General features: G+C 39.2%; 24 protein-coding genes, 2 tRNA genes and 1 riboswitch. Of the genes, 5 read left to right on the top strand and 21 right to left on the bottom strand.

Going from position 1 to position 24895, the window contains the following annotated elements:
• Positions 1–20 precede the first annotated feature (20 nt).
• Complete coding sequence (locus HFD85_RS02240; protein WP_167604980.1) at positions 21–551, top strand: hypothetical protein; 531 nt, start codon at positions 21–23, stop codon at positions 549–551.
• Here the strand turns inward: HFD85_RS02240 and HFD85_RS02235 are convergent.
• Positions 548–3613, bottom strand: a complete 3066-nt coding sequence (locus HFD85_RS02235; RefSeq protein WP_167604979.1) for a glycosyltransferase family 117 protein — start codon at positions 3611–3613, stop codon at positions 548–550. The two genes, HFD85_RS02240 and HFD85_RS02235, sit on opposite strands and share 4 nt — an antisense overlap.
• Positions 3614–3874: 261 nt before the next feature.
• Between HFD85_RS02235 and HFD85_RS02230 the strand changes: the two genes are divergently transcribed.
• Positions 3875–3950: transfer RNA gene (locus HFD85_RS02230), tRNA-Gln, on the top strand.
• A gap of 235 nt (positions 3951–4185) precedes the next feature.
• Here the strand turns inward: HFD85_RS02230 and yiaK are convergent.
• Positions 4186–5202 carry a 3-dehydro-L-gulonate 2-dehydrogenase gene (gene yiaK, locus HFD85_RS02225; protein WP_167604978.1) on the bottom strand — a complete coding sequence of 339 codons (1017 nt, stop codon included), beginning with the start codon at positions 5200–5202 and terminating at the stop codon, positions 4186–4188.
• 208 nt (positions 5203–5410) lie between these two features.
• Positions 5411–6046, bottom strand: a complete 636-nt coding sequence (locus tag HFD85_RS02220) for a CatB-related O-acetyltransferase (protein ID WP_167604977.1) — start codon at positions 6044–6046, stop codon at positions 5411–5413.
• Positions 6047–6177: 131 nt separating this feature from the next.
• On the opposite strand from HFD85_RS02220, the gene HFD85_RS02215 reads away from it, so the two are divergent.
• Positions 6178–6253 (top strand) — tRNA-Gln (locus HFD85_RS02215).
• A gap of 205 nt (positions 6254–6458) precedes the next feature.
• The gene (locus tag HFD85_RS02210) at positions 6459–6800 is read left to right on the top strand and encodes a hypothetical protein (RefSeq protein WP_167604976.1); all 342 of its coding nucleotides are present in this window, start codon (positions 6459–6461) and stop codon (positions 6798–6800) included.
• A gap of 268 nt (positions 6801–7068) precedes the next feature.
• Here the strand turns inward: HFD85_RS02210 and HFD85_RS02205 are convergent, their stop codons facing one another.
• From HFD85_RS02205 to xerA, 12 genes are all read right to left on the bottom strand, one after another.
• Entirely contained in the window at positions 7069–7947 is an 879-nt protein-coding gene (locus HFD85_RS02205) for a hypothetical protein (protein ID WP_167604975.1), read from the bottom strand.
• 217 nt (positions 7948–8164) lie between these two features.
• The gene (locus HFD85_RS02200; RefSeq protein WP_167604974.1) at positions 8165–8881 is read right to left on the bottom strand and encodes a permease prefix domain 1-containing protein; all 717 of its coding nucleotides are present in this window, start codon (positions 8879–8881) and stop codon (positions 8165–8167) included.
• Positions 8830–9207, bottom strand: coding sequence for a PadR family transcriptional regulator (locus HFD85_RS02195; protein ID WP_167604973.1), 378 nt, complete (start codon positions 9205–9207; stop codon positions 8830–8832). The genes HFD85_RS02200 and HFD85_RS02195 overlap by 52 nt, the downstream gene beginning before the upstream one ends.
• A gap of 176 nt (positions 9208–9383) precedes the next feature.
• Positions 9384–10379 carry a T9SS type A sorting domain-containing protein gene (locus HFD85_RS02190; RefSeq protein ID WP_167604972.1) on the bottom strand — a complete coding sequence of 332 codons (996 nt, stop codon included), beginning with the start codon at positions 10377–10379 and terminating at the stop codon, positions 9384–9386.
• 237 nt (positions 10380–10616) lie between these two features.
• On the bottom strand, positions 10617–11237 hold the full coding sequence (locus HFD85_RS02185; RefSeq protein ID WP_167604971.1) for a hypothetical protein: 621 nt from the start codon (positions 11235–11237) through the stop codon (positions 10617–10619).
• 158 nt (positions 11238–11395) lie between these two features.
• Positions 11396–12346, bottom strand: coding sequence for an alpha/beta fold hydrolase (locus HFD85_RS02180; protein WP_167604970.1), 951 nt, complete (start codon positions 12344–12346; stop codon positions 11396–11398).
• Between the two features lie 248 nt (positions 12347–12594).
• Positions 12595–13071, bottom strand: coding sequence for a hypothetical protein (locus tag HFD85_RS02175; RefSeq protein ID WP_167604969.1), 477 nt, complete (start codon positions 13069–13071; stop codon positions 12595–12597).
• 139 nt (positions 13072–13210) lie between these two features.
• Complete coding sequence (ltrA, locus tag HFD85_RS02170; protein ID WP_167604968.1) at positions 13211–14461, bottom strand: group II intron reverse transcriptase/maturase; 1251 nt, start codon at positions 14459–14461, stop codon at positions 13211–13213.
• 660 nt (positions 14462–15121) lie between these two features.
• Positions 15122–15577: a hypothetical protein gene (locus HFD85_RS02165; RefSeq protein ID WP_167604967.1), complete on the bottom strand. Its 456-nt coding sequence runs from the start codon at positions 15575–15577 to the stop codon at positions 15122–15124.
• 13 nt (positions 15578–15590) lie between these two features.
• Positions 15591–16211 carry a hypothetical protein gene (locus HFD85_RS02160; protein ID WP_167604966.1) on the bottom strand — a complete coding sequence of 207 codons (621 nt, stop codon included), beginning with the start codon at positions 16209–16211 and terminating at the stop codon, positions 15591–15593.
• Positions 16212–16367: 156 nt separating this feature from the next.
• Complete coding sequence (locus tag HFD85_RS02155; protein ID WP_167604965.1) at positions 16368–16922, bottom strand: hypothetical protein; 555 nt, start codon at positions 16920–16922, stop codon at positions 16368–16370.
• 72 nt (positions 16923–16994) lie between these two features.
• Entirely contained in the window at positions 16995–18134 is a 1140-nt protein-coding gene (gene xerA / locus HFD85_RS02150; protein ID WP_206081837.1) for a site-specific tyrosine recombinase/integron integrase, read from the bottom strand.
• A 324-nt stretch (positions 18135–18458) separates the two neighbouring features.
• Positions 18459–18554: riboswitch (SAM-I-IV-variant riboswitch) on the top strand.
• A gap of 48 nt (positions 18555–18602) precedes the next feature.
• On the opposite strand from xerA, the gene HFD85_RS02145 reads away from it, so the two are divergent.
• On the top strand, positions 18603–19802 hold the full coding sequence (locus HFD85_RS02145) for a hypothetical protein (RefSeq protein WP_167604964.1): 1200 nt from the start codon (positions 18603–18605) through the stop codon (positions 19800–19802).
• 128 nt (positions 19803–19930) lie between these two features.
• Here the strand turns inward: HFD85_RS02145 and HFD85_RS02140 are convergent, their stop codons facing one another.
• The 6 genes from HFD85_RS02140 to HFD85_RS02115 form a co-directional block, all read right to left on the bottom strand.
• A complete protein-coding gene (locus HFD85_RS02140; RefSeq protein WP_167604963.1) occupies positions 19931–20467 on the bottom strand; it encodes a hypothetical protein in 537 nt (178 codons plus the stop codon).
• A 101-nt stretch (positions 20468–20568) separates the two neighbouring features.
• On the bottom strand, positions 20569–21150 hold the full coding sequence (locus tag HFD85_RS02135) for a DUF1281 family ferredoxin-like fold protein (protein ID WP_167604962.1): 582 nt from the start codon (positions 21148–21150) through the stop codon (positions 20569–20571).
• A 121-nt stretch (positions 21151–21271) separates the two neighbouring features.
• Positions 21272–21904, bottom strand: a complete 633-nt coding sequence (locus tag HFD85_RS02130) for a hypothetical protein (protein ID WP_167604961.1) — start codon at positions 21902–21904, stop codon at positions 21272–21274.
• A gap of 78 nt (positions 21905–21982) precedes the next feature.
• On the bottom strand, positions 21983–23722 hold the full coding sequence (locus tag HFD85_RS02125; protein ID WP_167604960.1) for a DUF3987 domain-containing protein: 1740 nt from the start codon (positions 23720–23722) through the stop codon (positions 21983–21985).
• 1 nt (position 23723) lies between these two features.
• Entirely contained in the window at positions 23724–24257 is a 534-nt protein-coding gene (locus tag HFD85_RS02120; RefSeq protein WP_167604959.1) for a BT4734/BF3469 family protein, read from the bottom strand.
• Position 24258: 1 nt separating this feature from the next.
• Positions 24259–24714, bottom strand: coding sequence for a helix-turn-helix domain-containing protein (locus HFD85_RS02115; RefSeq protein WP_167604958.1), 456 nt, complete (start codon positions 24712–24714; stop codon positions 24259–24261).
• Between the last annotated feature and the right edge of the window lie 181 nt (positions 24715–24895).

Below are 24895 nucleotides of genomic sequence, written 5' to 3'. Positions count from 1 at the left end.
ATTTGTATAAAAGCATTACTATGACAGAAAAGGATCTACTTGGCTTGCTGGAATCGTGGGATAATTTCGAGATCCTACTTGCAGAACTCCGCTCGAATCCGCAGCACCTGCCCGCTTTGATGCAAATTGCCATTTACAGTGATCACCGCAACAGTTGGCGTGCAATTTACCTGGCCGATAAGTTGCACGAAACCCAGGCTGAAATTATCGAACCTTATCTGGAAGAAATATTGGAACAGCTGAAAACGGAGCAGCATCACGGGAAAAAACGTCACTTTCTGAAACTGATCAGTTTGAACTCTATACCGGAACAACATTTCGGATTTCTTATGGATTACTGTCTGAACACTTTCACATCGGCAAAGGAACCTATTGCCAACCGTGTTCATGCCATGCAAATTCTCTACAACATTTCAGAAACAGAGCCGGATCTGAAACCTGAACTCATGGAGATCATTCAGCAGGAAATTGAGCATCATCCAACTCCCGGTATTCGCTCGCGAGGAAATAAACTGCTTCAAAAACTCAGGAAACAAACCGGAATTCGTTAAGATCTTCCGGCTTCCAATTTGTCGATCAAGGCTTGTAATTGTTCATCAAGTTCCTTGTTCAGCTCATCTTGTTTATAGTTTCTGGTAATGATGATCAGGTTGCGCATTTGCGATATCTCTCTGTTTTGATCTCCTTCGATAGTGGCAGCCAGCTTCTCAGGCAGCGAAGTATAATAATTCAGCATACCGAGGCTGTTTTTGGCCAGAATACGAACGATTTCATTTGCTTTATCGATAGCTCCGGCACGGTAATATTGTTCCACTGCCGGGAAGGAATCAAATGTTAATGGAATAACCGAATCAGGGAAAAGTTCAAACAATTTATCGATGACTTCAATCGCCTTTTCATTTTCTCCTTTTTGAACCAGAGCCTCTGCCAAACGCGCAAACATATATCGCGTTTGCATGATGTTGATCTGCTTCCGGTTGTATTCATCCATGTGAATATCCGGATCGTTCACATTACCCCAAACATATTTGTTCATCACATTATCGTAAAGAATATCGGCATCAATTCTTCCGCTCATAATTCCCTGTTTTGGAGTTCTGATAGGAACGAAACGATAGGCCAGACCTTCGAACTGCAACCAGTCGAGAAAATGAATATTTCCGGTATACAACAAACTGTGATCGATGTAAATCGGACGTTCCCAGTTGTTGGCTGCAATCATGTTCAGCACCGCCATTTCACTTTTTCCGATCATGCTTTTGTTGATCTTAAAACTTATGCGATCGGCAATCAGGTCGGCATCTTCCGGCTTAACCGTTCCACTGTCCAGCGCTTTTTGCTTGTCAACCGTAATGTGAAATTCTTTCGACGGCAGGTAATCCATCATCGCCCCGGTTGTTACTTTTACCTTTGTACGAACATCGTCGCTACCGAGAAATTCCATGGCTTCACTCAGTTCAACCGAACCTTTTATACGATCCTGGAACAGCACCGCATCCATTCGTCCCATGTAATATTTATCCTCACTGAACGTAAATGGCACCGGCGGAGCCTCGTTCGTAGTAAATTGTTGTTGGTAAATGTACCAGTCCATCCCAAGATAGCTGGTGTTGATGATCTTAATATCAGGCCGTACTCCTTCAACCTCCTGCACGTACCAAAGCGGGAAGGTATCGTTATCACCGTAGGTAAACAATATGGCATTCGGGGCACACGACTCAAGGTAATTCTTTGCATAATCGCGGGTCATATAACGTCCCGAGCGATCGTGATCATCCCAGTTTTCGGCCGCCAGAATACCGGGGACCAAAGCCAGCGAAACCGCCGTAACCAGAATAGCTCCCGGCGATCCTTTCAGAACTTTTTTAACCAGCGAGTGAAGTGCCAGAACGCCCAAACCTACCCAAATTGCAAAGGCATAGAACGAACCCGCATAAGCATAATCGCGTTCGCGCGGCTGGAACGGATACTGGTTAAGGTAAACCACAATGGCAATACCGGTGAGTAAGAAAAGTAACATGGTAACCGTAAAGGTTTCCTTTCCTTTTTTGCCCTGGTTGTATTGATAAAACATGCCAAGTAATCCAAAAATCAATGGTAGGAAATAGTAAGTATTCCGGCTCGGATCATTTTTCATAAAATCCGGCATTTCGCCGGTTGGGCCAACTTTGACCTTATCGAAGGCTTCAATTCCGCTGATCCAGTTTCCATTATTGAATTCCCCGTGTCCCTGAATATCATTCTGACGCCCAACAAAATTCCACATAAAATAGCGCATGTACATGTGCCCGAGCTGATAGGAAAAAAAGAAGCGCAGGTTCTCACCAAATGTTGGTTTCTGCAAGGTTTTCACTTCACCCCGATCACGTATGCGTACCGGAGTTCCCTTTACTTTCCCCCATTCTTTGTATGCCCGAACATGGTTTGCATTGTCGCTGTACATGCGCGGAAAAATGGTTTCCATTTTCGGATCAAATTCCGATTTGCCGGGCATGGTACCCGTCATTTTATACTTTCCGTCTACTTTATTGTATTGATCTTTGGGGTTACTGGTACCTATTCGCGGTGCATTATAATACTGACCGTAAGCCAGTGGGCGGTCGCCATACTGCTCACGATTCAGGTAGCGTAACAGTGCAAAAGCGTTATCCGGATGGCTTTGGTTCATTGGCGGATTTGCCGATGCACGAATCAATATTAAGGCGAACGAGGAATAGCCGATCAGAATGACGATCACCATGGTAACGGCTGTGTTCCATACAACCATGTTTCGCTGACGGGTATATCGAATGGTCCATACCGAACCGGCAATGATCAGCGCCATCATAAACAGGATTCCCGAGTTAAACGGCAGTCCGAACGTATTTACAAAAACACGGTCGAAAACAAAGGCTACGCGTGGAACTCCCGGAATGATTCCGTACTGGATACCCAATAAAATGCCCATCGAAGCGATGAGTGCCCAAATTACGCCTTTCCACGAGAATTCATATTTTTTGAAATAATAAACGAGTCCGATTGCCGGAATGGCCAGCAGGTTCAACAGGTGGACGCCAATTGAGAGGCCCACCAGGTAGGCAATAAGTACCAGCCAACGGTTGGCATTTTTTTCGTGAGCCACATTTTCCCACTTCAGAATGGCCCAAAAAACAAGCGCGGTAAAAAATGAAGACAATGCATATACTTCGCCTTCAACTGCCGAAAACCAAAACGAATCGGTAAATGTAAAGGCGAGCGCACCAACAAGACCGCTTCCCCAAACTGCAATCTGCTCACTTGCTGAGAGTTTTTCTTCGGGGAAAAGTTTATTTGCGAGGTGTACAATCGTCCAGTAAAGAATCATAATCGTTCCGGCACTTGCCAGAGCCGACATGGCATTCACCATTACTGCGGCCCGTTCGGGTCCGCCTCCCAGCAGCGTAAACATCCGGCCAAGTATAATAAAAGTAGGTGCACCCGGCGGGTGACCAACTTCCAGCTTGAAAGCACTGGTTATAAACTCGCCGCAATCCCACCAACTAACTGTTGGTTCGAGGGTAAGAAAATAAGTTACTGTAGCTATCAGAAATACGATCCAACCAAGAATGTTGTTGATCCGTGTTGTATTTTGCATGTCTTGTTTTTTTGAACAAGAGCAAAGATAAACTTTTCATATAATTAGCATTAGAATTTTTAGTTAAGCTATTGCGCAGTTCTTTCCTTAGTGTTGGAGGACCTGCTGTTTACAAAACGTAACAATACCTTTCAAAATCAACAACTTGATAAAATACAATCCAAAAAATCGGGTGACTTCAAAAAAAATATGCGTCGATATTGCAGAATAAAAAATTTTTATACTTTTGCACCGTCTTTAACGAAAAGACACAATAAGGACTGACCCGTGGTGTAATTGGCAACACGTCTGATTTTGGTTCAGAAGAGTCCAGGTTCGAGCCCTGGCGGGTCAACCAAAACTAAGGAGTACAATTTTGTACTCCTTTTTTATTTATGAAAATCGAAGGATACGCTTGTGGTCAGTTGTAAAACCATTCCCCGATTTCAAAATTAAGAACAGCAAAACCAAAAATTCCACCGGTCCTTATTTTTATAAAAACGTTGTTACCGGTTTTTATCTCCGCTGTTTTACTTTCTTACAGGCAAACCTTATTTGGTGCTTATACAATAATAACTTTTACGCTGATCGAACTAAACGCCTGCCAATTTTTTTACATTTCCCCACACTCCGTCGTCTACCAAAATTCCCAATTCAGAATTTATGGTCCGGGTTCGCAAGGATTGTTCGCCGGGATAAAATATTTCACCGTTTTCGTTTGCAGGCACCGATGCCTTTAGCTGTTTAACCGTCTCGTCGAGAACATTGTCGATGAATTCCTGAGTACTAATTTTCAACGGATCGATGGCAATAAATACCTGATTGCACCTGCCACAACTTCCCACTCCGGCTTTATCAATTTCGGCAGTCGATAAACCATTTGAAAGCAATGCTGAAATGATATCCAGCAGAATTGACAAACCTGATCCCTTCCAGTATCCGGTTGGCAAAATGCGCATTGTTTCTTCGATAGGACCGGGAACATCGGTTAAATTGCCTTCCTTATCATAGCCGCCCGGATAGGGAAGTTTTTCATTCTTTAAACGCGTAACCTGCAGTTTTCCATACGAATATTGCGACATGGCCATGTCCAGAACAATGTGTCCTTCTTTACGCGGCACGGCCATAATGAACGGATTATTTCCTATGCCAATAGTTTTGGCACCCCAAGCAGGCATGCAGGATTCGGTGTTGGTCCAACATATGGCCACGTATCCTTTTTCAGCAGCCTGCCAGCCATAAGTCCCTCCCCTCATCCAGTGTGTTGTATTGTTTAAAGCAACCAATCCCAGCCCCATATTCTCTGCAATCTCAGTCGCCCGATTCATAGAAAAAAGGGCATTTAAGATACCAGGTCCAAGATTTCCGTTGTATACTTCAAGCGATCCAAGATTCTTCTCTAAAGTTGGTTCCGCATGAACATCTACCCAGCCCTTTTTGATGTAATCCACAAATCGTTCAACACGATTCAATCCGTGTGAATAGACACCATCCCGGCTCGATTCGGTATGTATACGCGCACAAATTTCTGATTTTTCTACAGGCATCCCTGCCTTTTCAAAAGCAGCTTTTATGGTAGCCTTCATTTCTTCAAAACTCACTCTGGTCATGCTGGTTTGGTTTATGATTCCAACCAAAGTTAAGCTAATCTTTAAAAAAACAAGGATTGAGCAGAACAAGACAATTTATGACTGTAGCTACCAGATGAAGATTTACATACGATTAAAAAGGGTGTACAGAATTACACAATATTGTTAAATGCAGTGGTTGTTTAGTGAACTTTAATAAAGTAAAAATGACAATTCCGATCCTCATTTTTTAGTCATTCAATAATTTCTGAAGTGCATCTACATCGTTTCCAGTGAGAATCTCCACAGAACGGGTGATCTTTTCCAACTCCCAATCCCACCATTTCAAATTCAAAAGGATTTCGATCTGTTCATCCGAAAAACGTTTCCGAATGGTTTTTGCAGGATTGCCACCCACAATCGAATAAGGTTCCACATCTTTTGTAACGGTTGAATTGGTAGCAACGATTGCTCCGTCCCCAATTTTCACACCGGGCATAATTACAGCATTATGACCAATCCACACATCGTTGTCAATTATTGTGTCGCCTTTATAAGGGAAGGATTTCCCATCCATCGCATTCGACCAGTCACCGCCAAAAATGGAGAAGGGGTAAGATGAAATAGCATCGGTAATGTGATTGCCGCCGTTCATTATAAAAGTGGCGCCTGAAGCGATCATGCAAAACTTGCCGATGATGAGTTTGTCTCCAACAAAATCGAAATGATACTTTACGTTTTTTTCGAAATTATGGACATCGTCAAAATCGTCGTAGTAGGTGTAGTCGCCCACAATGATGTTGGGATTTTTGATAATGTTCTTCAAAAAACAAAGCCGATCGTGATGAGGAAGCGGGAAAGTCGTGTTTTTATCCGGGATATTCATTTTATATCACTTTTTTGCCGCAGCAGGTTTCAGGATTTAAACATAACAGAAATGGAAATCAAATCATTAAATAAAATAAGATTTTTGAAGAACAATCTTTGTGACTTTTACTAATTTTGCAGCCACAATTTTGACCTGTGGTGTAACTGGCAACACGTCTGACTCTGGATCAGAAGAGTCCAGGTTCGAGCCCTGGCAGGTCAACCAGAATATCAGAGAGTTACAAGACTTTGTTCTTGCGACTCTTTTTATTTGCACAATATTTGCACAAAAACACCCGACTTATTTGTTCCCAGGTACATTTCAACACACTTACCGCAATTCCCGTTTCGTAACCGCAAAATCACGTTATCTAACCGTGTAGCATTGCAATGGCTCGTATAACTTTACGCTAAACTCAAACATTAAAACAATGGACGGATACGTAATTCAGATGGATGCTTGGCATAAGACGATAGAAACTTTAGGTGATCCTGTAGCCAAAGCACTTCCCGATAATTTTATAGGGCAAGGCATTAAGGATGGATACAGGTACTACAAGTTCCTGTCAGCTGGACTTATATATTTTTATCAGGTAACCAACATCGAAACCAAGGAAGTTCACTACGAGATATTCCAAACTGAAGTAACAGGGAAACGAAAGGAAAAACGGCAAATGTATCCCTGGGAAGAGCCGATTTGCGATACAATTGAAACATTTAACAACAATGGGGCAGCAAACTACCGTTTTGGGGAGATTTTGCGAGGCAGGTAACTATTCGTCTCAAAGAGATGTTTCAGTACGTTATATCGCAAATAAAAGCTTATCATGCCTATCGTAACTAAGGATAGAATAACTCCTTGTTTTAACATTTAACAAGAAGCTGAAGATTAGATCATAATAGAGGATTGCAGAGTATTTAGTATTATTTAATTAATAAAATAATTGCATCTAATACGAAGGATTTTGATCGATGGATAGGGTTCTGTTACCCCGCCCTGCAATATGACAAATTGCTATGCCTTCCATATATTAATTACAACTATTTCATGTCGTCAGCTAATATAAATGCTTCAACATCTTTATTCTTTTCGTAATGTTCAATCAGGCATCTTGTAAGAGTTCCATCTTCAACAAGGCGTTCTCGAAGCTCATCCTGATACCTCTTACACATCCCCTTAACATCATCTTTTTCATTAGGGTAATCAATCTTTACTTGTTCCCTGAACTCACTCATAATTTGGGAATGTGCCTCCTTCATTGTTTTATTCTTCATAGCGTCCTGACAAAACCCAGCAAGCAACAAGTTTACTTTATTATTCATGGCATAGGAATATGGATTAACACCGCATACAAAATGATAACTAAATCCTCTTTTAGTATCGTAGTTAAGAATGTCAAACTGAAGCAACGATATTTTTATCAACGTATCAATAGGAAGATTTACTTTTTTAAAGGGAGAGACTTTTAAATCGTCCTTTTTCTCAGGTTTACTGTAAAAGCTTTCTAAAGCTGTCTTAAATACATTAAAGAAAATAGGGTCGTTATAGTAATGTTCCACAATTCTTTCTTTTACAGCTTCGGTGTCACAACCTGAAATAATCAGTAAAGAATCGATTGAATTTTTTTCATTAGCATATAAGCCTAAAAAATAAATTTCCATAAGCCTTCCAGTATAAGTTTTGTAAAAGTCAGAATACTGTAAACTGTCTGGGATAACGAATTTGAATGACATAGTCTCCTTATCCAGTTCATAATTCAAAGGCAATAATTGTACTTCCCCTGTAGTACTGTCCGAACACACAAATTGAAAATTCGTATCAAAAAAGTCGCTTATTAAAATTTTAGTATTGGTGTCAGAATAGTCAGAATTACAAGACACAATTATCGCAGCTAAGAAAAGAAGGAAAAAAATCTTCATTTGATTTGAGTTTAGTTTATAGATGTTTTTAATACAGTCTTATCCTTAACGTATGTATAGTTTATAGTGTAACATACAACGTATTAGTTGTTACTATTTAATTTATTGTCAGTTATTCAGCTAAAGGACTCTCGAAATTTGCAAGAGTCCTGTCCATGTTGAAATGGTTTATTGAATTGATTGATTTTAATATAGTCATGGTTTTTAAGTTTATCTTTCACACGTAGTTCTTCTTTCGGTACAGCAGGTATAGTATTATAAAGCTGATAACAATGAGGATGGGAAAATAAAACTGAAAGTCCCGTTGTAATAGCCTGTATTGCGACAGTATGCCCCGCCAATTTTCCATCGGTTCAAGCACTTTTCGTATTAATGGGTAAGTAAACCGTTCACCAGCAAGAACCACAAGCAATATTATAAATGCCCAAAGTAGCTTTCCAATGCTAAGTTGTTTGCTTTTCAAATAGGGCAGAACCTTGTCTCTGTACCTGAATAACAGGAACATTATAACAGGTATAGCTATATACACCACATAGAAGATTTGTTGCGTTGTTTTAAGGTTGAAGGCGGTTGAACTAACTCCAAAGCGATTTAATCCAATATAAATGAGATTAATGAAAAGCAAAATAGCCAGGTTAATGATGAAATAAATCATTATTCCAAAAAAGAAGGTGATAACCTTTTTAACCTGGAAATTATCCGTGGAAACCTGCTTAAAATCGTCCCCCCAGTTATCAGAACCACCAAAGCGAATCTTTGCAACCGCAAATGCTTCTTCTTCCGATAAACCTTGTTTCATAAGTTCATTAATGGTGGAACGAAAATGGTCGAGCATTTCCTCCTTGTCGTCATCGGTTATGTTCAGGTGGTCAGTATTGGTTTTTAGCCAATCATCAATAGCTTCCTGAAGGTTGAAAACGTTTGAAGATTCCATAGTTCATTAAATATTGATTGCATCATAGCCCATTCTTCTTTTTGCTTCTCAAGCATCTTGTTGCCTTTGTCAACAATCTTGTAGTAGCGTCTTCTTCTTAACCTGCCACCGTTGTCTTCATTCTTCCAGTAGGATTTGATCAAGCCAGCCTTCTCCAGTTTGCGGAGAACGGGATACAGCGAACCATCTTTCCATATAATCTTCTCTTGCGACAATACCTTAATCTTATCCATGATTTCAAAGCCATAGGTATCACCAGTTTTCAAAATGGAAAGGATAAGCGGGATGGAGGATGCTCCCATTAGTTCTTTTGATACTTCACTCATTCTTGTTATTGTTGTTTAAGCTGTACCAAATATAAAAAATAAATATAGAAGTTCTATGCTGGAGTGATTAATAGTAGAACGTGTTTGATTTTCTGATAGTCACTAATATGTGGCGGTGATAACTGCCATATTTCAAAGTGTTAGCGGTATGTTGTTTATATTTTTCATTAGACTATTTATTCAACAACTAATTTACCCATAGTCGGAATCAATCCTTTTGTACTAAGCCTATAAGTATATATCCCTGTGGTTAGTTCTGGTATATCGAGTTTATAGGTACTTAGTCCTTTGATTTGCTCATTCAGTATCAGGCTTCCATTCAAATCGAACAGTTCAATTGATTCAAAACTCAGGTTTTCAAAATATACAATTCCATTGGTGACAGGGTTTGGATAAACATTAACATCGGTATTCGGAAGTAGAGCCACATCGTCTATCACAAAAGATGGAACACATCCATCGTAATCAGAGTTATAAAACAATAGTGAATCGTTTTGGTGCATACAGATTAAATCATTGTTCATTCCATTGGTTGGGAGGTCACCTGATGTAAATATCAGCCCTTTTACATTTCCTATTCCTTCTATCCAGTAAACCCATGGGATTTGTTCGAAACTGTACACTTTACGCATCGAGTTATAAATCTTTATTGTATCAATGGATTTGACTGTAAGAAATTCCAAAGGAGGGATGTCTATATTTTCTTTATATCCCCAAATTGTATCTCCTATGTCTATGTTAAAACGGTACAATAAAAATTCCTTTTTATAATAAGGTTCATCAGGTTTAAAACCTATAGCATAACAAATTAAAATCCTTTTTATACTATCTTCTCGTATTCCACCAATACATTCTGAATTTTCCTTTGTTATTTCGGTAGCGTTGGTATGAAAAAGTTTATGATAAGTCATGCCGTTAATTACCGTATCCTCATTAAACAGGGCATATTGGTTGTAAACCCACCTGGGATAAGGTTCTGATATAGGCTTCCAATATACTTCGCTCCATACTGCATTTGAATCTGGAAAATGTACATACTGATATTCCTGAGCAAAGACGCTCTGTATAGTTAAACCCAGAACAACGAAAACAATAATTTTCCGAATGAAACTATTTGTGCTACGCAAATAACTTCTAATTCTATCAAATAACTTTTTTTCTGGAGAGTTCATAGGTTTGATTTATTGGGTTTTATGATTTTAGTTTCTTTTATAGTGATTTACAATTACCGCTAACGGTTGGTACATGTTGTCGGGGCGGATTTCGAAGAGCGTTCCTGTCCGAAGGACACGGAACTGCGAAACGAGAATCCGCAGTTGGCGTACCACCGAACCCCGCCCTGCAATATGTACTTTGTTGTGCGTTCGTGTTTTATTTCAATTAATATTTTATTTTTTCTTATTGTCAAACTAATTTGAACGAATTATAATTCCGTTTTTACTAATTGTGTAATCTTCTTCTAAATAATCTGTCCCAATATATTTTAATACCTCGGTACCCAGTGAATCAACTATTTCAAAGTTTTTCAGTTGTAAGTCCATTGTGATTTTCTCACAGTCAATTATAGATAGGTATTGTGTCGGCACAGGCGAATAGTCATGTTGTCCAATAATATCGAATTTTGCACTTGATAAAAATTTTCCTTTTTTGTCATAAGTATTCACTAATATTATTGGATTTCCATCTCCTGCTGTTGAAGTATAAGAAATTGTCGTAATGCAATCAAATTTTTTGTTTTCTGTAAAGTTGATTAGTCTACAATCATAATCTACCAGATTTTTAATTCCCCATTCTTTTCCATTTTTTGAAGTGTCAACTAATTTTAATGGCAGCAAAAAAGGAGTGTCGATTAATGTCATTTTATCTGAATTTTCAAATAAATCTTCCGTCAGAATTTTAGAATCTAATTGGGAATAGCTTTTAGATTTATATTGATTTTTGAATGACAAATATTCATTTTCTATTGTCTGTAAATTCTTGAATCCAGTCAAGAATACCAAGGTTAATATTATAGATAAAACTGTCTTCATTCTTTTCTTAACATGACGCACAACGGTCACTTGTATGTGGTCGGGCGGGATTTCGAAGAGAAATTCTGTCAGACCCGCAGGAAAGTGGGCGCAAGGTCTGACTTGTCAGACCGCTAAAACCCCCGCCTGCCATATACAAATTGTTAGCGTTTCGTGTTTTAGTTTTTATTATCATTTAAGTTGTCTATAAATTTAAAACATTCCTGAAAAAACTGTTCAGGATGAGTAAACCAAGGGTCATGACAAGAATTTTCGATTAATATTCTTTGAGTTCTATCATTCAAATTCTCCATTACGTCAGACCAGTCTTGATAAGTGCATGGCAAGTTTCCACCAAAAACCAAAATGGGTACATTTATATTTTTAAGATAATTAATGTCTGGAGCAGATTTTCTACTGTTTTTTGTCTGTGCCCCAATTATGCTTTTTTTATTACCAAAATTGGTGGTTATTCGTTTCTGTAATTCTTTTTCTGGATTTGCATTTTCATTAACTCGCTTGAAAAATTCTTTATAATCTAATCTTTTTGAATTTCGAATCGAATCTTCGTAGTTGGAAATGTTTTCATTCCTTTTAAACGAATAAAGGGAATCAACAACATAGTCATTAAAATCAATCTTTTTGGGATTCATTCCTGGCCAACCACAAAAGCCAGATAGGATTATTGCTTTTAAATCATCTGGATAGTAAATAGAATACAATAGAGCAAGCTCTGCACCCCATGATGAACCAGCCAATATTATTTTATCATTTTTAGAAATTATTTCTTTTATCCTTTTTAGGTCTTGAACATGGTCAATCCATGTATAACTTTGCGCTGTATCACTTTTACCAGAACCACGTTGGTCATAGTAATATATTTTTGATATTGAGGAAAGAGTATCCCATTCTGGTCTAAGATATGAATGTTCAACTGCTGGACCTCCATGAAGAATGATTGTTTTTTCGTTTGAATCACCAAGTTCCCAGAAAGCAAGTTTTGGTGAACCAGCAAAATAACCAGTTTGTGAATAGCTGAATTGGATAGCTATCAATAAAAGGACAATTAATAAAACATTTCGTTTATTTCTTTTCAGTCCTGAAACTATTTTATTGTTTAATTGATTCATAACTTTTCTTTCCGCAGAATTCTGAACTTACTCTTTTTCAACATGAACGCTAACGGCCTGCCGCATGAAGCGTATGGAAGATTAACCTTACAATCTTTCCAAATTGAGCAGAGCCAAAGCGGTGTATTTGTTTTAACTTTTCATTTTTAAAGCCAAATCAGCGATTTGGCGTTGTTTGTCGAAGCCACAGAACTTACAAACCATGCTGACCTCCATATGCTTTATTGCGGTTTGTTAGCGCCTGGCATTTATTTTAGTATTTTGGTCATTATAATTACTAATCCAAAGCCGAATGAAAGAACAGAAAAAAGAACGTCTCTTTTATTTTCTTTTCTCTTCATATTTCGGTTGAAAGATAAAGTCATTCCATATCTCAATTGTAATGGAATCGGTTCTTCTTTATTAACAAGCCTAAAAATCAATCTAAGTGCGTTATAATATAGAAAACTAGTAAGCATTAATACCCATATGTCCATTACATCATTATACATTAGTCCGTTAATAAGAATGAGTAGTCCCCAAAGTCCAGAAAAATAATAATTCTTAAACCTTAAGCCTAATGAAGACATGTGAGTCAATAAAATAGGAGTCATTCCAGCAAGAAAAATGAGTAGTGAATAATTAAATCTTTCTGGCCATAAATAAATTATGATTTTTGGCGAAATAGTCAAAATAGACACAAATAACAATATTAATATACTTGATTTTGGAACTTTCATTGTCATTATGCTGTGTTGTTTTTTGCTTGGCGCTAACGGTCACTTGGTCGAGTAGGCAAAGGGACTTTCACCCTAAGCCTCTCACAGAACCGTACGTGACAGTCTCCCGTCATACGGCTCTTGTTATACAAATCTAAACGCTTCATCAACCTAATCCAAGTTGCCAATGGTAAAACAGGCTCGGGAATTGTTCCTTAACTCTCGTGAACCATTGGAAAGCTCGTTTTATACTGGTTTTATAGCGTTTGTACCTTTTCCTTGCCCAGCGGATTAATCGCTTGTTCAGCCAAATAAAGATTGGATTCAACTCGTGTTTTCTGAACTTACCAAAATAGTTAATCCATCCCCGAATAAACGGGTTTAGAAATTGAGCTACACCAACAATGCTTTTATAGGTCAATCCAACAATGTTAAGTTCTTCCATTTTATCAGCAATGCGTTTCTTAGAACTAATGCTGATAGCACAATCGTACCCGAGAAACAGTTTTCCTGTTCTTGGCGATTTGGTTGTACGTGGTTGAAACGAATAACCCAGAAAATCGAACTTTACAATTGGATGAGTGCCTTGTCTACGATAGTCAAGACAGTAAACCAATTTTGTCTTTTCTGGGTGGAGTTCCAATCCACAATCTTCAAGCCTTACACGTAACTTTTCCAGCAGCCATTCTGCTTGGGCTTTACTCTCACAGTGAATTATTGCATCATCGGCATAGCGAACAAAATTCACTGTTTTGTGCTTTAGTTCAAGCCATTTATCCATAGCATAATGCAGAAACAAATTGGCAAGTAACGGGCTTATCACACCGCCTTGTGGAGTGCCTTTTCCCTGCTTGTGAACCAGTTCTCCTGATTTCGTTTGCACGGGTGCATTCAGCCACCGATTGATGTAAAATAAGCACCAATTCTCGGTTAAATGTTTCTCCAAGGCACGCAGTAGTTTTCCATGGTCGATATTATCAAAGAAACCTTTTATATCGAGGTCGATTACCCAGTCTGTCTTCCTACAGTTCTCACGAACCTTTGCAAGAGCCTGATGGGCATTCCTGCTCGGACGATAACCATAGGAATTAGTACTGAATATAGCCTCAAACCTTGGTTCTAAATAATCTTTTACAACCATCTGTCCAATCCTGTCGGAGATAGTTGGTATACCAAGTAAGCGGGTTTTACCGTCTTTCTTAGCTATCTCAACTTCCTTAACAGGTGGCGGAAAGTAACTGCCCGATGCCATACGATTCCAAAGCTTGTACAAATGTTTCGACCTTTCGGCATCAAATTCTTCCATGCTGATTTGGTCAACACCTGCACTCCCTTTGTTGGCTTTTACCTTCTTATAAGCTTCCCATACCATGGTTTTGCTTATAGGTACTGATTTTGTCTCATTCCATAAATTCATCCTCTTGCGAGTTGTTCAATGTTATGATACTGTATAACCTAACCCCTTCGCTCCATTTCCATTACAGAAACTTCATCGCTACTACGGGTTAGTCCGTCTCTGTTCCTGCTCATCGGTATTCTGCCTTCAGGTTGTTCCCGTTGTGCGTTTCCCTTTGCATTGCAGGACAGATTCCCGAGTTCCATAATTAAGCCCAGATAAAGGTCATGCCGCCTGAATGACGTCTGCCGCACAGCCAGTAAACAGGTTTCCGCTGTGCTTATCACTGCATAACTTACTCTACAGCTTTTGACAGAATGTGGCAACTTCTCGACACCTCTTCAGCGGTTACGGTTAGTTCATCTCCTTTATCCATACCTGATTCTGCTCTTGACAGAACCTTTTCCTAAACGCTCAATACCATGCCTCTTAAACACAGCACCTTTAGGTGGTTTAAAACCCTTGCCTGTACAACGGTTTTGGTGGGTCGATTCCACCATCTTAATCACAGCATGCAATGAACGTTAATTGCCGATTCATCGCTTCTCGGCACACTAAGTTGTCGTTGCGGATTTCGGAGCTTCGTTCCTGTCCGGCAGGACGGAACGATGTTGCGAGAATCCAGCGAACGACACACCACGAACCCCGCAATGCAATTTACAATTTGTTACCACACGTTTTTTATTTATTTTTCTCTATTGCTTTATTGAAAGCTTTATTCAGTTTGTTTTTTAACTCTTTGTCATTTATTGATTTTACTATTCTTTTTTGAGTATTCTCAAGGTCAACTAAATCAAGTAAAGGATTTTCAATTTCCTGGATTAGATAATTAAAATCAATGCTGTCTTTATATTTGGTCAGCACCTTGGAAAATTGTTCTGGTTGACTTTGTAGTAGTTTAAACAAAACTTCATTGCTGAACTCACAATATTCCACATTGCTTTTACACTCTCTTCCAAATGATTGCAGAAATTTCACTATCAATTCGTCATTACAGTTTTCGATGTTTTCACTCATTTCAAGTACAATTTCAATATTGCATTTCAATAAATTATTCTTTGTTTCTTGAGCATGTAATTCCCTCGCAATAAGAATAGTTATTGTTACAATGAGAATTATTTTAAAATGAAATTGCATGTTCTTTTATGTTTTATGGTCCACAACAGTTTATGTAATAGTCCTTTTCTCCAAACGTTAAATGAAAAGACAAATCACAGATTCCTGTTTCGTCTGTCTCTGCCCAAATTATCGCCTCTAGATTTCCGTTTCCATCTAAATCTCCTCTTAGTTTTATTCTATCGTTTGGAATTTTCTTTGAAACTGGCTCAATTTTTTCCTTGTTAATGTTTGTGATTACAAAACAGGAAACATTGTCAGCTTGAAAGTTTGTTTTTAATTCTCTCTTTAAATCTTGTTTTTTTATCCTTGTCGTAAATGTTGGTCTAAATTGAATACCACCGTCATTTTCACACCAAAATTCAATTTTCATCGAGTCTTTGAAATTTAATGTCGCTAATTCTCCTATGTCATCGAATAATGTAATTGGTGAGTTATTTACAAATTTGGTCATTACGTCTTTCCATTCAAGAATCGGTCTCTCGATTTCATAGTTGGAAATTGTCTTGTACGGAAACACAATTTCAATTTCATATTCTGTTTCTAAGTCCAGTTTTACAGTAGCTACTCCAATTGAATTTTCTTTAAAATCCTGAGAATAGATAATGCCTGTGGAAAACAGAATTATTAATAATATGATTGTTAGTTTCTGCATCTCGTTCAAAATGTGTGGTAACGGAAAATTGTATGTTACGTAGGGGTTTTCGGAGTGCTTTCCTGTCGACCGTTGCACTTATTTTGGCAAGAGCAACAAAACCCGAAAACCACGGAAACCCCTATGGAATATACAAGGTGTTGTGTGGCGTATTTATTATTTTATCAGTCCATTTTCATCAATTGTGAGTATTGTCTCAATCACTTTTATTTTCATTGTTGAATCTATCTCATTATGATTTTGGTCTAAATCCCACCTCCAGATTGAATCCTTTTTGATTATCTGAAAATCATTATTGATATTCACGAATTGTCTCTCTCTAAAACCAGGTTCTCCTCCACAATTGGTGAAAAACTTAAATTCAGATATTCTCTTTCCTTTTAAGTCAAAGGTTCTCATTATTGGAACAAAGATGTCGGCTGGACATAAATAAATTACAATTTTATAATTGCCATTGGTTTTTATCTTCCCGTAGGGTAACTCCCATTCGGAAGCATATGTTGTATCGATTAGGTCAGCATACTTTCCCGTATTTTCTAAATCTATGAAGTCAAAACAACTTGCGCTATATGGCAATGAGACACTATCAATTCGCTCTAAATAAGTAAGAAATTTTGTGTTAAAATCCTGATTCTGTCCTTGTTTGTTGGATTGCTTACAAGAAATCATTGTCGCCAGAATAAAGAATATTGTAATTATAGGTTTGTTCATTATCGCATCAGTCTTATATGCCACACAACGTACGTGTATGTTACAGTGTAATATACATCTTATTAGGCATCGTTATTTTAAGTTATTGTAATTCAGTTTATTATCATCAATAATTCGGTCTAATGGACTCTTGATATTTGCAAGAGACTTTTTGCTCACATGGGTGTAAATGTCTGTGGTTATACTCGATTCATGCCCTAACAATGTTTGAATGTAACGAATATCCACTCCCTGTTCCAGTAAATGTGTGGCGAACGAATGCCTGAGCATATGCGGTGTTACCCGCTTGGATATTCCTGCTTTAGCTGCCCCTGCCTTAACTACCCTGCTAATACTTACTCCACTATATTGCTTTCGGTCTGAACCTTCAAACATCCAGTAATTGGGACTGAAACTCTTCATATACGCTTCAAGCAAAATGGCTGTCGCTTCCGACAGGATACTTATTCTGTCCTTCCTCCCTTTTGCTCCCCGAATGTAAATAATTCTTTTGTCGAAATCTACATCTTCCTTACGCAAGCCAATTAGTTCGCTTCTTCGCAGTCCTGCCGAATATATGGTGGCTATTAATGCCTTGTGTTTAATGTTCTCGGTAGCATCCAGTATACGAACTATTTCAGCCTCGGATAACACTCTTGGCAACTCTCGTTTTTGTCTTGGACGCTCGATATCATAAACCTCCCTGTTCAGTCCCAGAACCTTTTCGTAGTAAAACTTAATGGCATTTATTCGCTGGTTCTGCTGCGATTCAGATATCTTCTTACTACGTATTAAATAAAGGATGTAACCGTTGACTTCATCCTTTTCGATGCTATCCAAGTCCCTGTCAGGAAAGTAGTGCATAAAGTCCTTAAAATAGGCTGTATAGGACTTAATAGTGCTTTTACTGTAACGTTTCTGTTCCAGTTTCTCCACGTACTCGTCAGGCACTTTTATCTGTTGTCGGTGGTCGTAATGGGGTGAATGCTTTGGTTCAGGTATTGGTTGATTGTTCTGAGTATTTTTTAATGCAGAATAATCTATGTAGGCAATGTCCCTGAATTGTTCGAAGAATAGATTAAGTTTGAATTCATCCTCCGTGATATACCAGCAATTCATGGAAGCACTCCAACGGGTAGAAGTAACACTTTTCAGCCTGTCAATAATTAACTGATTGTACCTAACCCTTATACTAACAACCTTTTGGTTATTGTGGGTTTCGTATGACAGCATTATCTGAGGTTTAATGGTCACATTAGTACATTTAGTTTTATGAACAGCGTATATCTCCACAAATTCTGATTATATAAACTTAATTGGTTGGTGCTATTTTCTAAACGTAAAGATAGAACTTCTATTGTATGTTTGATACATTAAAATATGTTTGTAAGCATCAGTTGCTATTTAGGTAGGTGATGATTAATTCGGACGTATAGGTGTTCTGCTGATTTCGATCACCTTTAATATAGGATTAGTGATTGATTTTTGCACCATATAAAATCAAAAACTGGTTGTTAGTGTACTTATCCCTTTGGTAAGCAGAAATTACTATCTTTACTCCAGCATCAAGAGAACAGTTAATACTGTCGCCAACCGAGTGGGCAACACAACGGTGGTTTAGTATGTGGGCGGTCGCCAAAATAAAATGCACCATTCCCTTTGTTTTCGAGGTGTTTGTAGTTAATCATTAATATTTATACTATGAATGCATCAGTAAAAAAAGAAGGTTTTAACCTTTCATCCCGCCATGACTTTGGCAATCCCAGTGAGTATTTTAACCAGTGTCAACTGGTAGTGTCTTACGATCTCTACATCGGAATCGACACGATAACCCAGTCGATTTACGACCTCGAAACAGAAGATGGCTATCTTCAAGTAGTGGGGAAGACTGATATCACCAGTCCCGTGATTATTGCCCAGTTCAAAAGATCGGATCAACCTGTCGAACTTCAGATAAAAGCCATCCTCAAGGATTACATTAAACATTCCAGATTTGTGATTGGTTTTCCCCAAGAAGCCACCAAAAGTGGACTGATCACCACCGAGGAGTTCGATACACTTATCGCAGACCTCATCGCTGAGTTTGAACGCAACGAAGCAGAAGCATTACAAAAACCTCCTGCACTTACTGAACTGTTCAAAGAATTCGGATTAAAGCCTCAGCCAAATGAAAATGGAGTAGGTCAATGGCTTGCAAATTGCCCCAGCTGTCAGAAGTTCAACATAACATTCTGGAATAACTCCCTGCATTGGGGATGCCCTCGATGTGGCTTTCATGGCGATGGGGAGCAGGAATTCCGAACAGCTATGAAAATGATCAGAAATCCCACTAAAGAAAATAAACTGGAGTACCTGATCAATATGTTGGTCGGAGAAATACGGTCACTGAAAACGGAACAGGAACGGATCGATAAAATCGCTGAGGATATCCGCTCGGGCAGGAACGAATACAAGATAGTTTCGGACAAAAATTACAACCTCATCTTCGAGTTACTGTACGGCTGCAAGCTTGAAGAGATCGAGCCAGATCAGGTGGCTTATTACAACGATAAACAGGATATAAACGAAAAGTTGGCGGATATGGACAAAGAGGAAGCAATCGGGACAATAAAGGCTGTATATGCCTCCTATGAGCCTGATAGCAACTCTGACTGGATCGCTGAAGCTTTCGAGGAAGAAGACTTAGTGGATATCGAATATTGCTTCTTTGATGATGACTTGGAGGAGTTTGTAGAAGCCTACAACAAGATGTTCCGAGAGGAGGAACTGGATTGTGGCAATTACTACTACGAAACCGTTGTTACGCTGAAAGCTACCGATGGTTTTAAACTCCACTACAGTTTAGGATGGACTGAAGGGCAACCAGAGACTGGAACTGCTGGAACACCATACAATGGATAAGAAAGAAACCTGGAGCAGTACATTACCGCTCCAGGCATTCACTTTGATTTACAATCTTTTACTTATTACAAGAGAAACATCATTTCCGCAGAATCCGCAAATCCGCAGTTTCCGCAACGGTGTTTTTTTTAAAACGGGAGATCGTCACCAGCCTCATCATCCTCCTCAATTTTATGATCGAAACTAACTGTGGGGAACTTCAACTTTAGTGCATCCACTACTTTCGTAGCTGGTGCATTATCAGTATAAAAGCTTATAACGTTCGGTGACTCGATTACCTGTGAGTATGCATTTCTTTCAGTACCCCAATTTTCTCTCTTCCATACATGGCTAAATGCGTGTCCAGTGTTTCGAATATTCTCTTGAATCTGAATAGCGGACAAAATACTCTTATTTTGATCTTTTCGTGTAAAAGTAGCAATCTCTTGCCACGCTTGCTTTCGTGAGTATCCTTCGTAATAAAATGACTCCCCAAATAACAACTGTCTGGCTATGTCTGATTCAGTATTGTATTCAAGGTTTAAGCCAATGGGCATTTCAATAATGTTGTTGAAGTCGATGTACTTCGGTAATTCACCAAAATTTGTTTTACTACGGATCGATTTCCGTACCGACACAACTTCTTCGTCCTCCCCAATTATTGTTAATGTATTTTTATAATTCATGTATTTATTTTTAATGATTCGTTTGTTGAGGGTAATGGATAGCTGATTCGATGTCGTTCAAGAACCAGCCTCCATACCCGATTAATTTCGCTTCTTATCTACTACGGATGCATTTCCCAGACTTCCGTTTCTTTTATCAGTCCATTCTTAAAAACATATTCACCCGAATAATCCTGCTCGTTCCAATATTGCAATCTCAACTCAGTATCAGGGAATCGTTGACTCAGTTTGTCTACTATTACTTTTCCAGAAGCATTTTTCGTTTCAAACTGGATTTCGTCTTTATTCAGAAGCCGTTGCGAATAACTTTCACTCCAGATTGTCCCCCAACTTTGTCGAATCCATTCCATTTGTGTACCACTACCATATTCCTCCTTGTAATTCTTATACTCAAAGGCAATATCAATAGCACGTTGCTGCTCCTGTGTACCCAGTCCGCTGAACAGTAACTGAATCTTTTCGATGGATTCATTCCTGTATGAACTGTTTTGCCCCCAAAGTAATTGGATAGCCATGCTTTCATGCCCACTAATGGTTTCCAGCTTCAACTCTTTTGGCATGGGATCAATGTTGTTGAAGTCGATAAATTCAGTATCTCCAGTTCCAGCAATAAACTTGCGTACTTCGGAAACTTGTTTATCACTACCTACAATCTTCAAAGTGTTGCTATAAAAAGTACTCATATAAAATATTTTATTTATTAATAATCAATTGTAAAAGGGTTTAACGTCAGTTTTCTCACCACTGCTGAATGCAATCCTTTCTGGAGAAGAGGAGTGCCATTTGACTGACACTCCCAAGCATCTACTCATCAAATAAAAATTCAAATTCACGAACAATTTCACCACCTTCAATATTCCACATCCTATCAATTTTTTCATTGCTGCAATCGTAATGAAATGATAGCGTTGGGAACTCCTTACTTAAATTCAGGATAAGATCAAGGCTAGATGTTAACTGACTGGCGAACTCAATCTCGATATACCCCTGTGGTGGTTGAGAATATTCGTATCCCGTATATCCACTCCACTGATCCAAATCTGCAAACCCTGTTCTATTTTTTGTATGGAAGGAATCAATGGCTTGCAATAAGCACTCTTCCTGCTCTTGCCTTGGCAATGCTGTAAAGAAGTTCCGTGCATCTCGCATTGAATAACTTCCGCCAAGCGATCTGTAGTCGAATAGAACTTTCAAAGCTAAATCAACAGCAACGCTACGTTTAGGTTTCAAGCCTTCAGGTGGTATACTACCTTTTATCAGACTAAATTGAGTACGCTGTTTTTTGATGCCTCCCATTTTCCTCAGGTAAGCACTTACGGCTTTCATCTGTTCCCTACTTCCAGTGTAGCGTAGTTTGTTGTTTACTTTCTTTTCGTTCATAATTTCTTCTTTTAAGTTGTTTAGTAATCCTGTTGTTAATGATTGTTCGTTTTCCATGTTTTTAAAATACTTAGTTGCGGATTCTGCGGATTTAGCAGATTCTGCGGATTTTGAGTTTTGTCTGTAAAATTTGTATCATATATTTTTTTTGTATTGGTTATGACCGATTTTTTGAACAAGTCCTTTGTTGCAAAATTCACGTACATACTTTTGAACTGTTTTCGGATTTAAGCCAATCTTTTCTGCTATTTCAGAGTACGTCTGGAAGTCAAATTCCTCAGGTAAAGCATTATAAAACCTTTCCTTGTGATTTGGCAACTGCTTCACAATAGGTGTTTCCTTCAGTCCCCGAAAAGCGTGCTTCGAGTGTTCCAGTAACACCTCCCCGATAGCCATAGCGTTGTTAAAGTCATCATCGTTGCACACCAAGGATTCGCTGTTCGTGATACTGTCCATGTTTCGGATTACCGTAAATATCATGGCAATACGGAATACGATCAGTCCCATTCGCTTTACCACCGAATCAAAGTGATCTCCCAAAAGGGTCGCATTCTGATTTTGCAAGCGATCATATCGCTGATTAAACATTCCTTGCTGTTCTTCTGTAAGTTCAAATAAAATGCCTGATGATTGCAGTAGTGCGGTATAAAGCACCAGCAACCGTTCACCCAACATCTGAAAATGATCATCCAAAGTAGTCCCCTTAAATTCCCGAAAAACATCTTTCCATCTATTGTTAGAGGGTGTGCTGTAGAACCCAAACCGACTGAACAGACCATTCTCCGCATTCGGAATTAGGTTCAGTACCTGTTGAGGTGTTCCCGACAACACTACTGATAATTTCGGCTCTTCAATCTCAAAAAGTTCTTGCTCGGATTTTCGATATGAACTAGCGGTTTCATGCTGAAACGCTTTTCGTAAAAAATCATTAATACTTCCAAAATCTTTGTTTCTAAACGCATTAGCAAGCGCATCAGCCTCGGTTTCAAAAATTAGCCCCCATCCGCCATTGTTGTTAACCAAATCAAACATACCTGGTGCAGTATTATTTGCTGGCAGGATAATCAGCTTCTTTTTCGGCTTAACGGGTGGAATTAAAGACGGATCATCTTTTTTTTGAGCTTTGTACATAGCCATTTTAGCCTGATACTTTGCATATTCCTGCTCATGCAACTCGTTGTAATGATCCTGGATCGCCTTCACGAGCTTTCTACAAGGATCAAGCTTCGATTTCCCAGACCCAGGCTTCCCCATCACGAACGCATAGAGATTGGCGTAGACGTTCCTGCTATCATATATTCCACGAACATTTGGCAGAACAGCACTAATTGTAGCCAATGCTCCAATCAAAAGAATATCACGTTCAGCATCATTCGTTCCGACCTTTACTACCTGATGAAAGAAACCTGGCACTCGATCGTAGACTATTTTTGACAACCTTGGTAAAGGGGACAAATGGTCGCTGTCTTCAGAATTCGATACACCTATTCCCGCTTCTTTTGCAAGGTAGAATAGTGTTGCTATTTTAATTTTATCACCAGTTCCGTCTGCCTTTAAGCACCTGTCATATTGAAGATCGCATTCGTCCTCATCGTACTCTGGATATTGCTTACTGATCCGATGGTAATATTTGCGTCCTGATTCACCACAAGAGTCTGCCAGTCCAAAACCTACCCCTCGCCATTTAGGGTAGGTAGTCGTTATGTCCAGCTTATTATCCTCAATCGCTTTCACGACCTGTTCGATATTGGCAATGAGTTCTGGACTGGGTTCGGATTGCTCCAGCTTTACAGGTGGAGTATCCTCCACTAAGGGCAGTTGCTTCGATTCCCGCCAATCATGTGGATTGAAGCACTTTTCTTTTACTTCACTCATATTATTTACTGAATTTTGGATTTAAATATGCATTCGGATCATGGCACAGGAAGCAGGCTCTGGCAACATCCTTCCCCGATGGATCAACTCCAAGACCATGAGTCGCTTTCAAGTAGTTGGCTATGCCCTCGAACCATTCCTGATGTGTTGCACTATCCAGATCAATGGGGACTACCCATTTCAGTCCATTCCCTGACGGGGAGCGGAACAGTAGTGCTGTTTCAATACTGGGGTCGTTAAGTAGCGTTTGCCGTACTTCTTCAACATCATCCAGATCATCGAAATCGAACACCATCAATCCTGAGTGTGTTTTCAGTTCGTTGTTGTTGCGCCATTCAAACTCACCTGAGAACGTTACGTAATCGAGGATGCTGGTTTTGAGTTTCTGCCGTATCTCTTTTGTGGATGCCACACGGATACGCCTTGTTACGAATTCGTACTTGTCACTGGTGATCCATTCGAATGTCTCGCTGAGCGTTACCGACCTCTGAGGTAGAGTGTTGCTTATTGGGCGGGTGTAAAAACTAAACTCCATACTACGTCCTTTTACCAGTTACCAAAAAGTCTTCTGCACTCTGACGAATTTCGTCTCTCGACTGCTGTTTGTTACTCAGCACCCAGTTATCCAGTTCCTGTCGGCTGAAATACAGCTTCTTCCCATTCGGTTTGTAGTGTGGTATTACTCCCTTACTGATCAACTGGTACAGGTAGCCTTCCGATAGGGATAGGTACTTTGCTGCCTCTGGCATGGTCAAAACATCCTTAGTGCAAAGGCTATGCTCCGTGATCATCTGCTTTAATTGTGACAGCTGGTGTAATACGATCTGCGTTTGGGTATCCAGAGTCTTCTCCGCAACTTGCTGTTTGGGTGTGTGCGATTCGAGTACATTAATCTCCGCTCGGGAGTTCAATGTTTTTTCATCCCATTGCTTCTTTTCTTGTTCACCCTCCTGCTGCGTTTTAGGTTGCAGCCCCCTGTAATTTTTCTTCATCTTTGAAGCGTTTTAAAATTATCACTATGATCAAAGCTCCTGCAGGTAGCCTACACCGTTTCGATGGTGTCTGAGGCAAAAATGAAGGAAAGGTTGTGAAAGTAGCAATCCCGCATTTGACACGGAGGGGTATTGGGCTGATAATCTACGCTTTGAGCTTTTGGAGGCGGGATTTGAGGCG

Source organism: Maribellus sediminis, assembly GCF_011799805.1.
GTDB classification, from domain to species: Bacteria; Bacteroidota; Bacteroidia; order Bacteroidales; family Prolixibacteraceae; genus Draconibacterium; species Draconibacterium sediminis_A.
The sequence above is the reverse complement of the archived record's forward strand: the minus strand, read 5'-3'. Positions and strand labels throughout refer to the sequence as shown.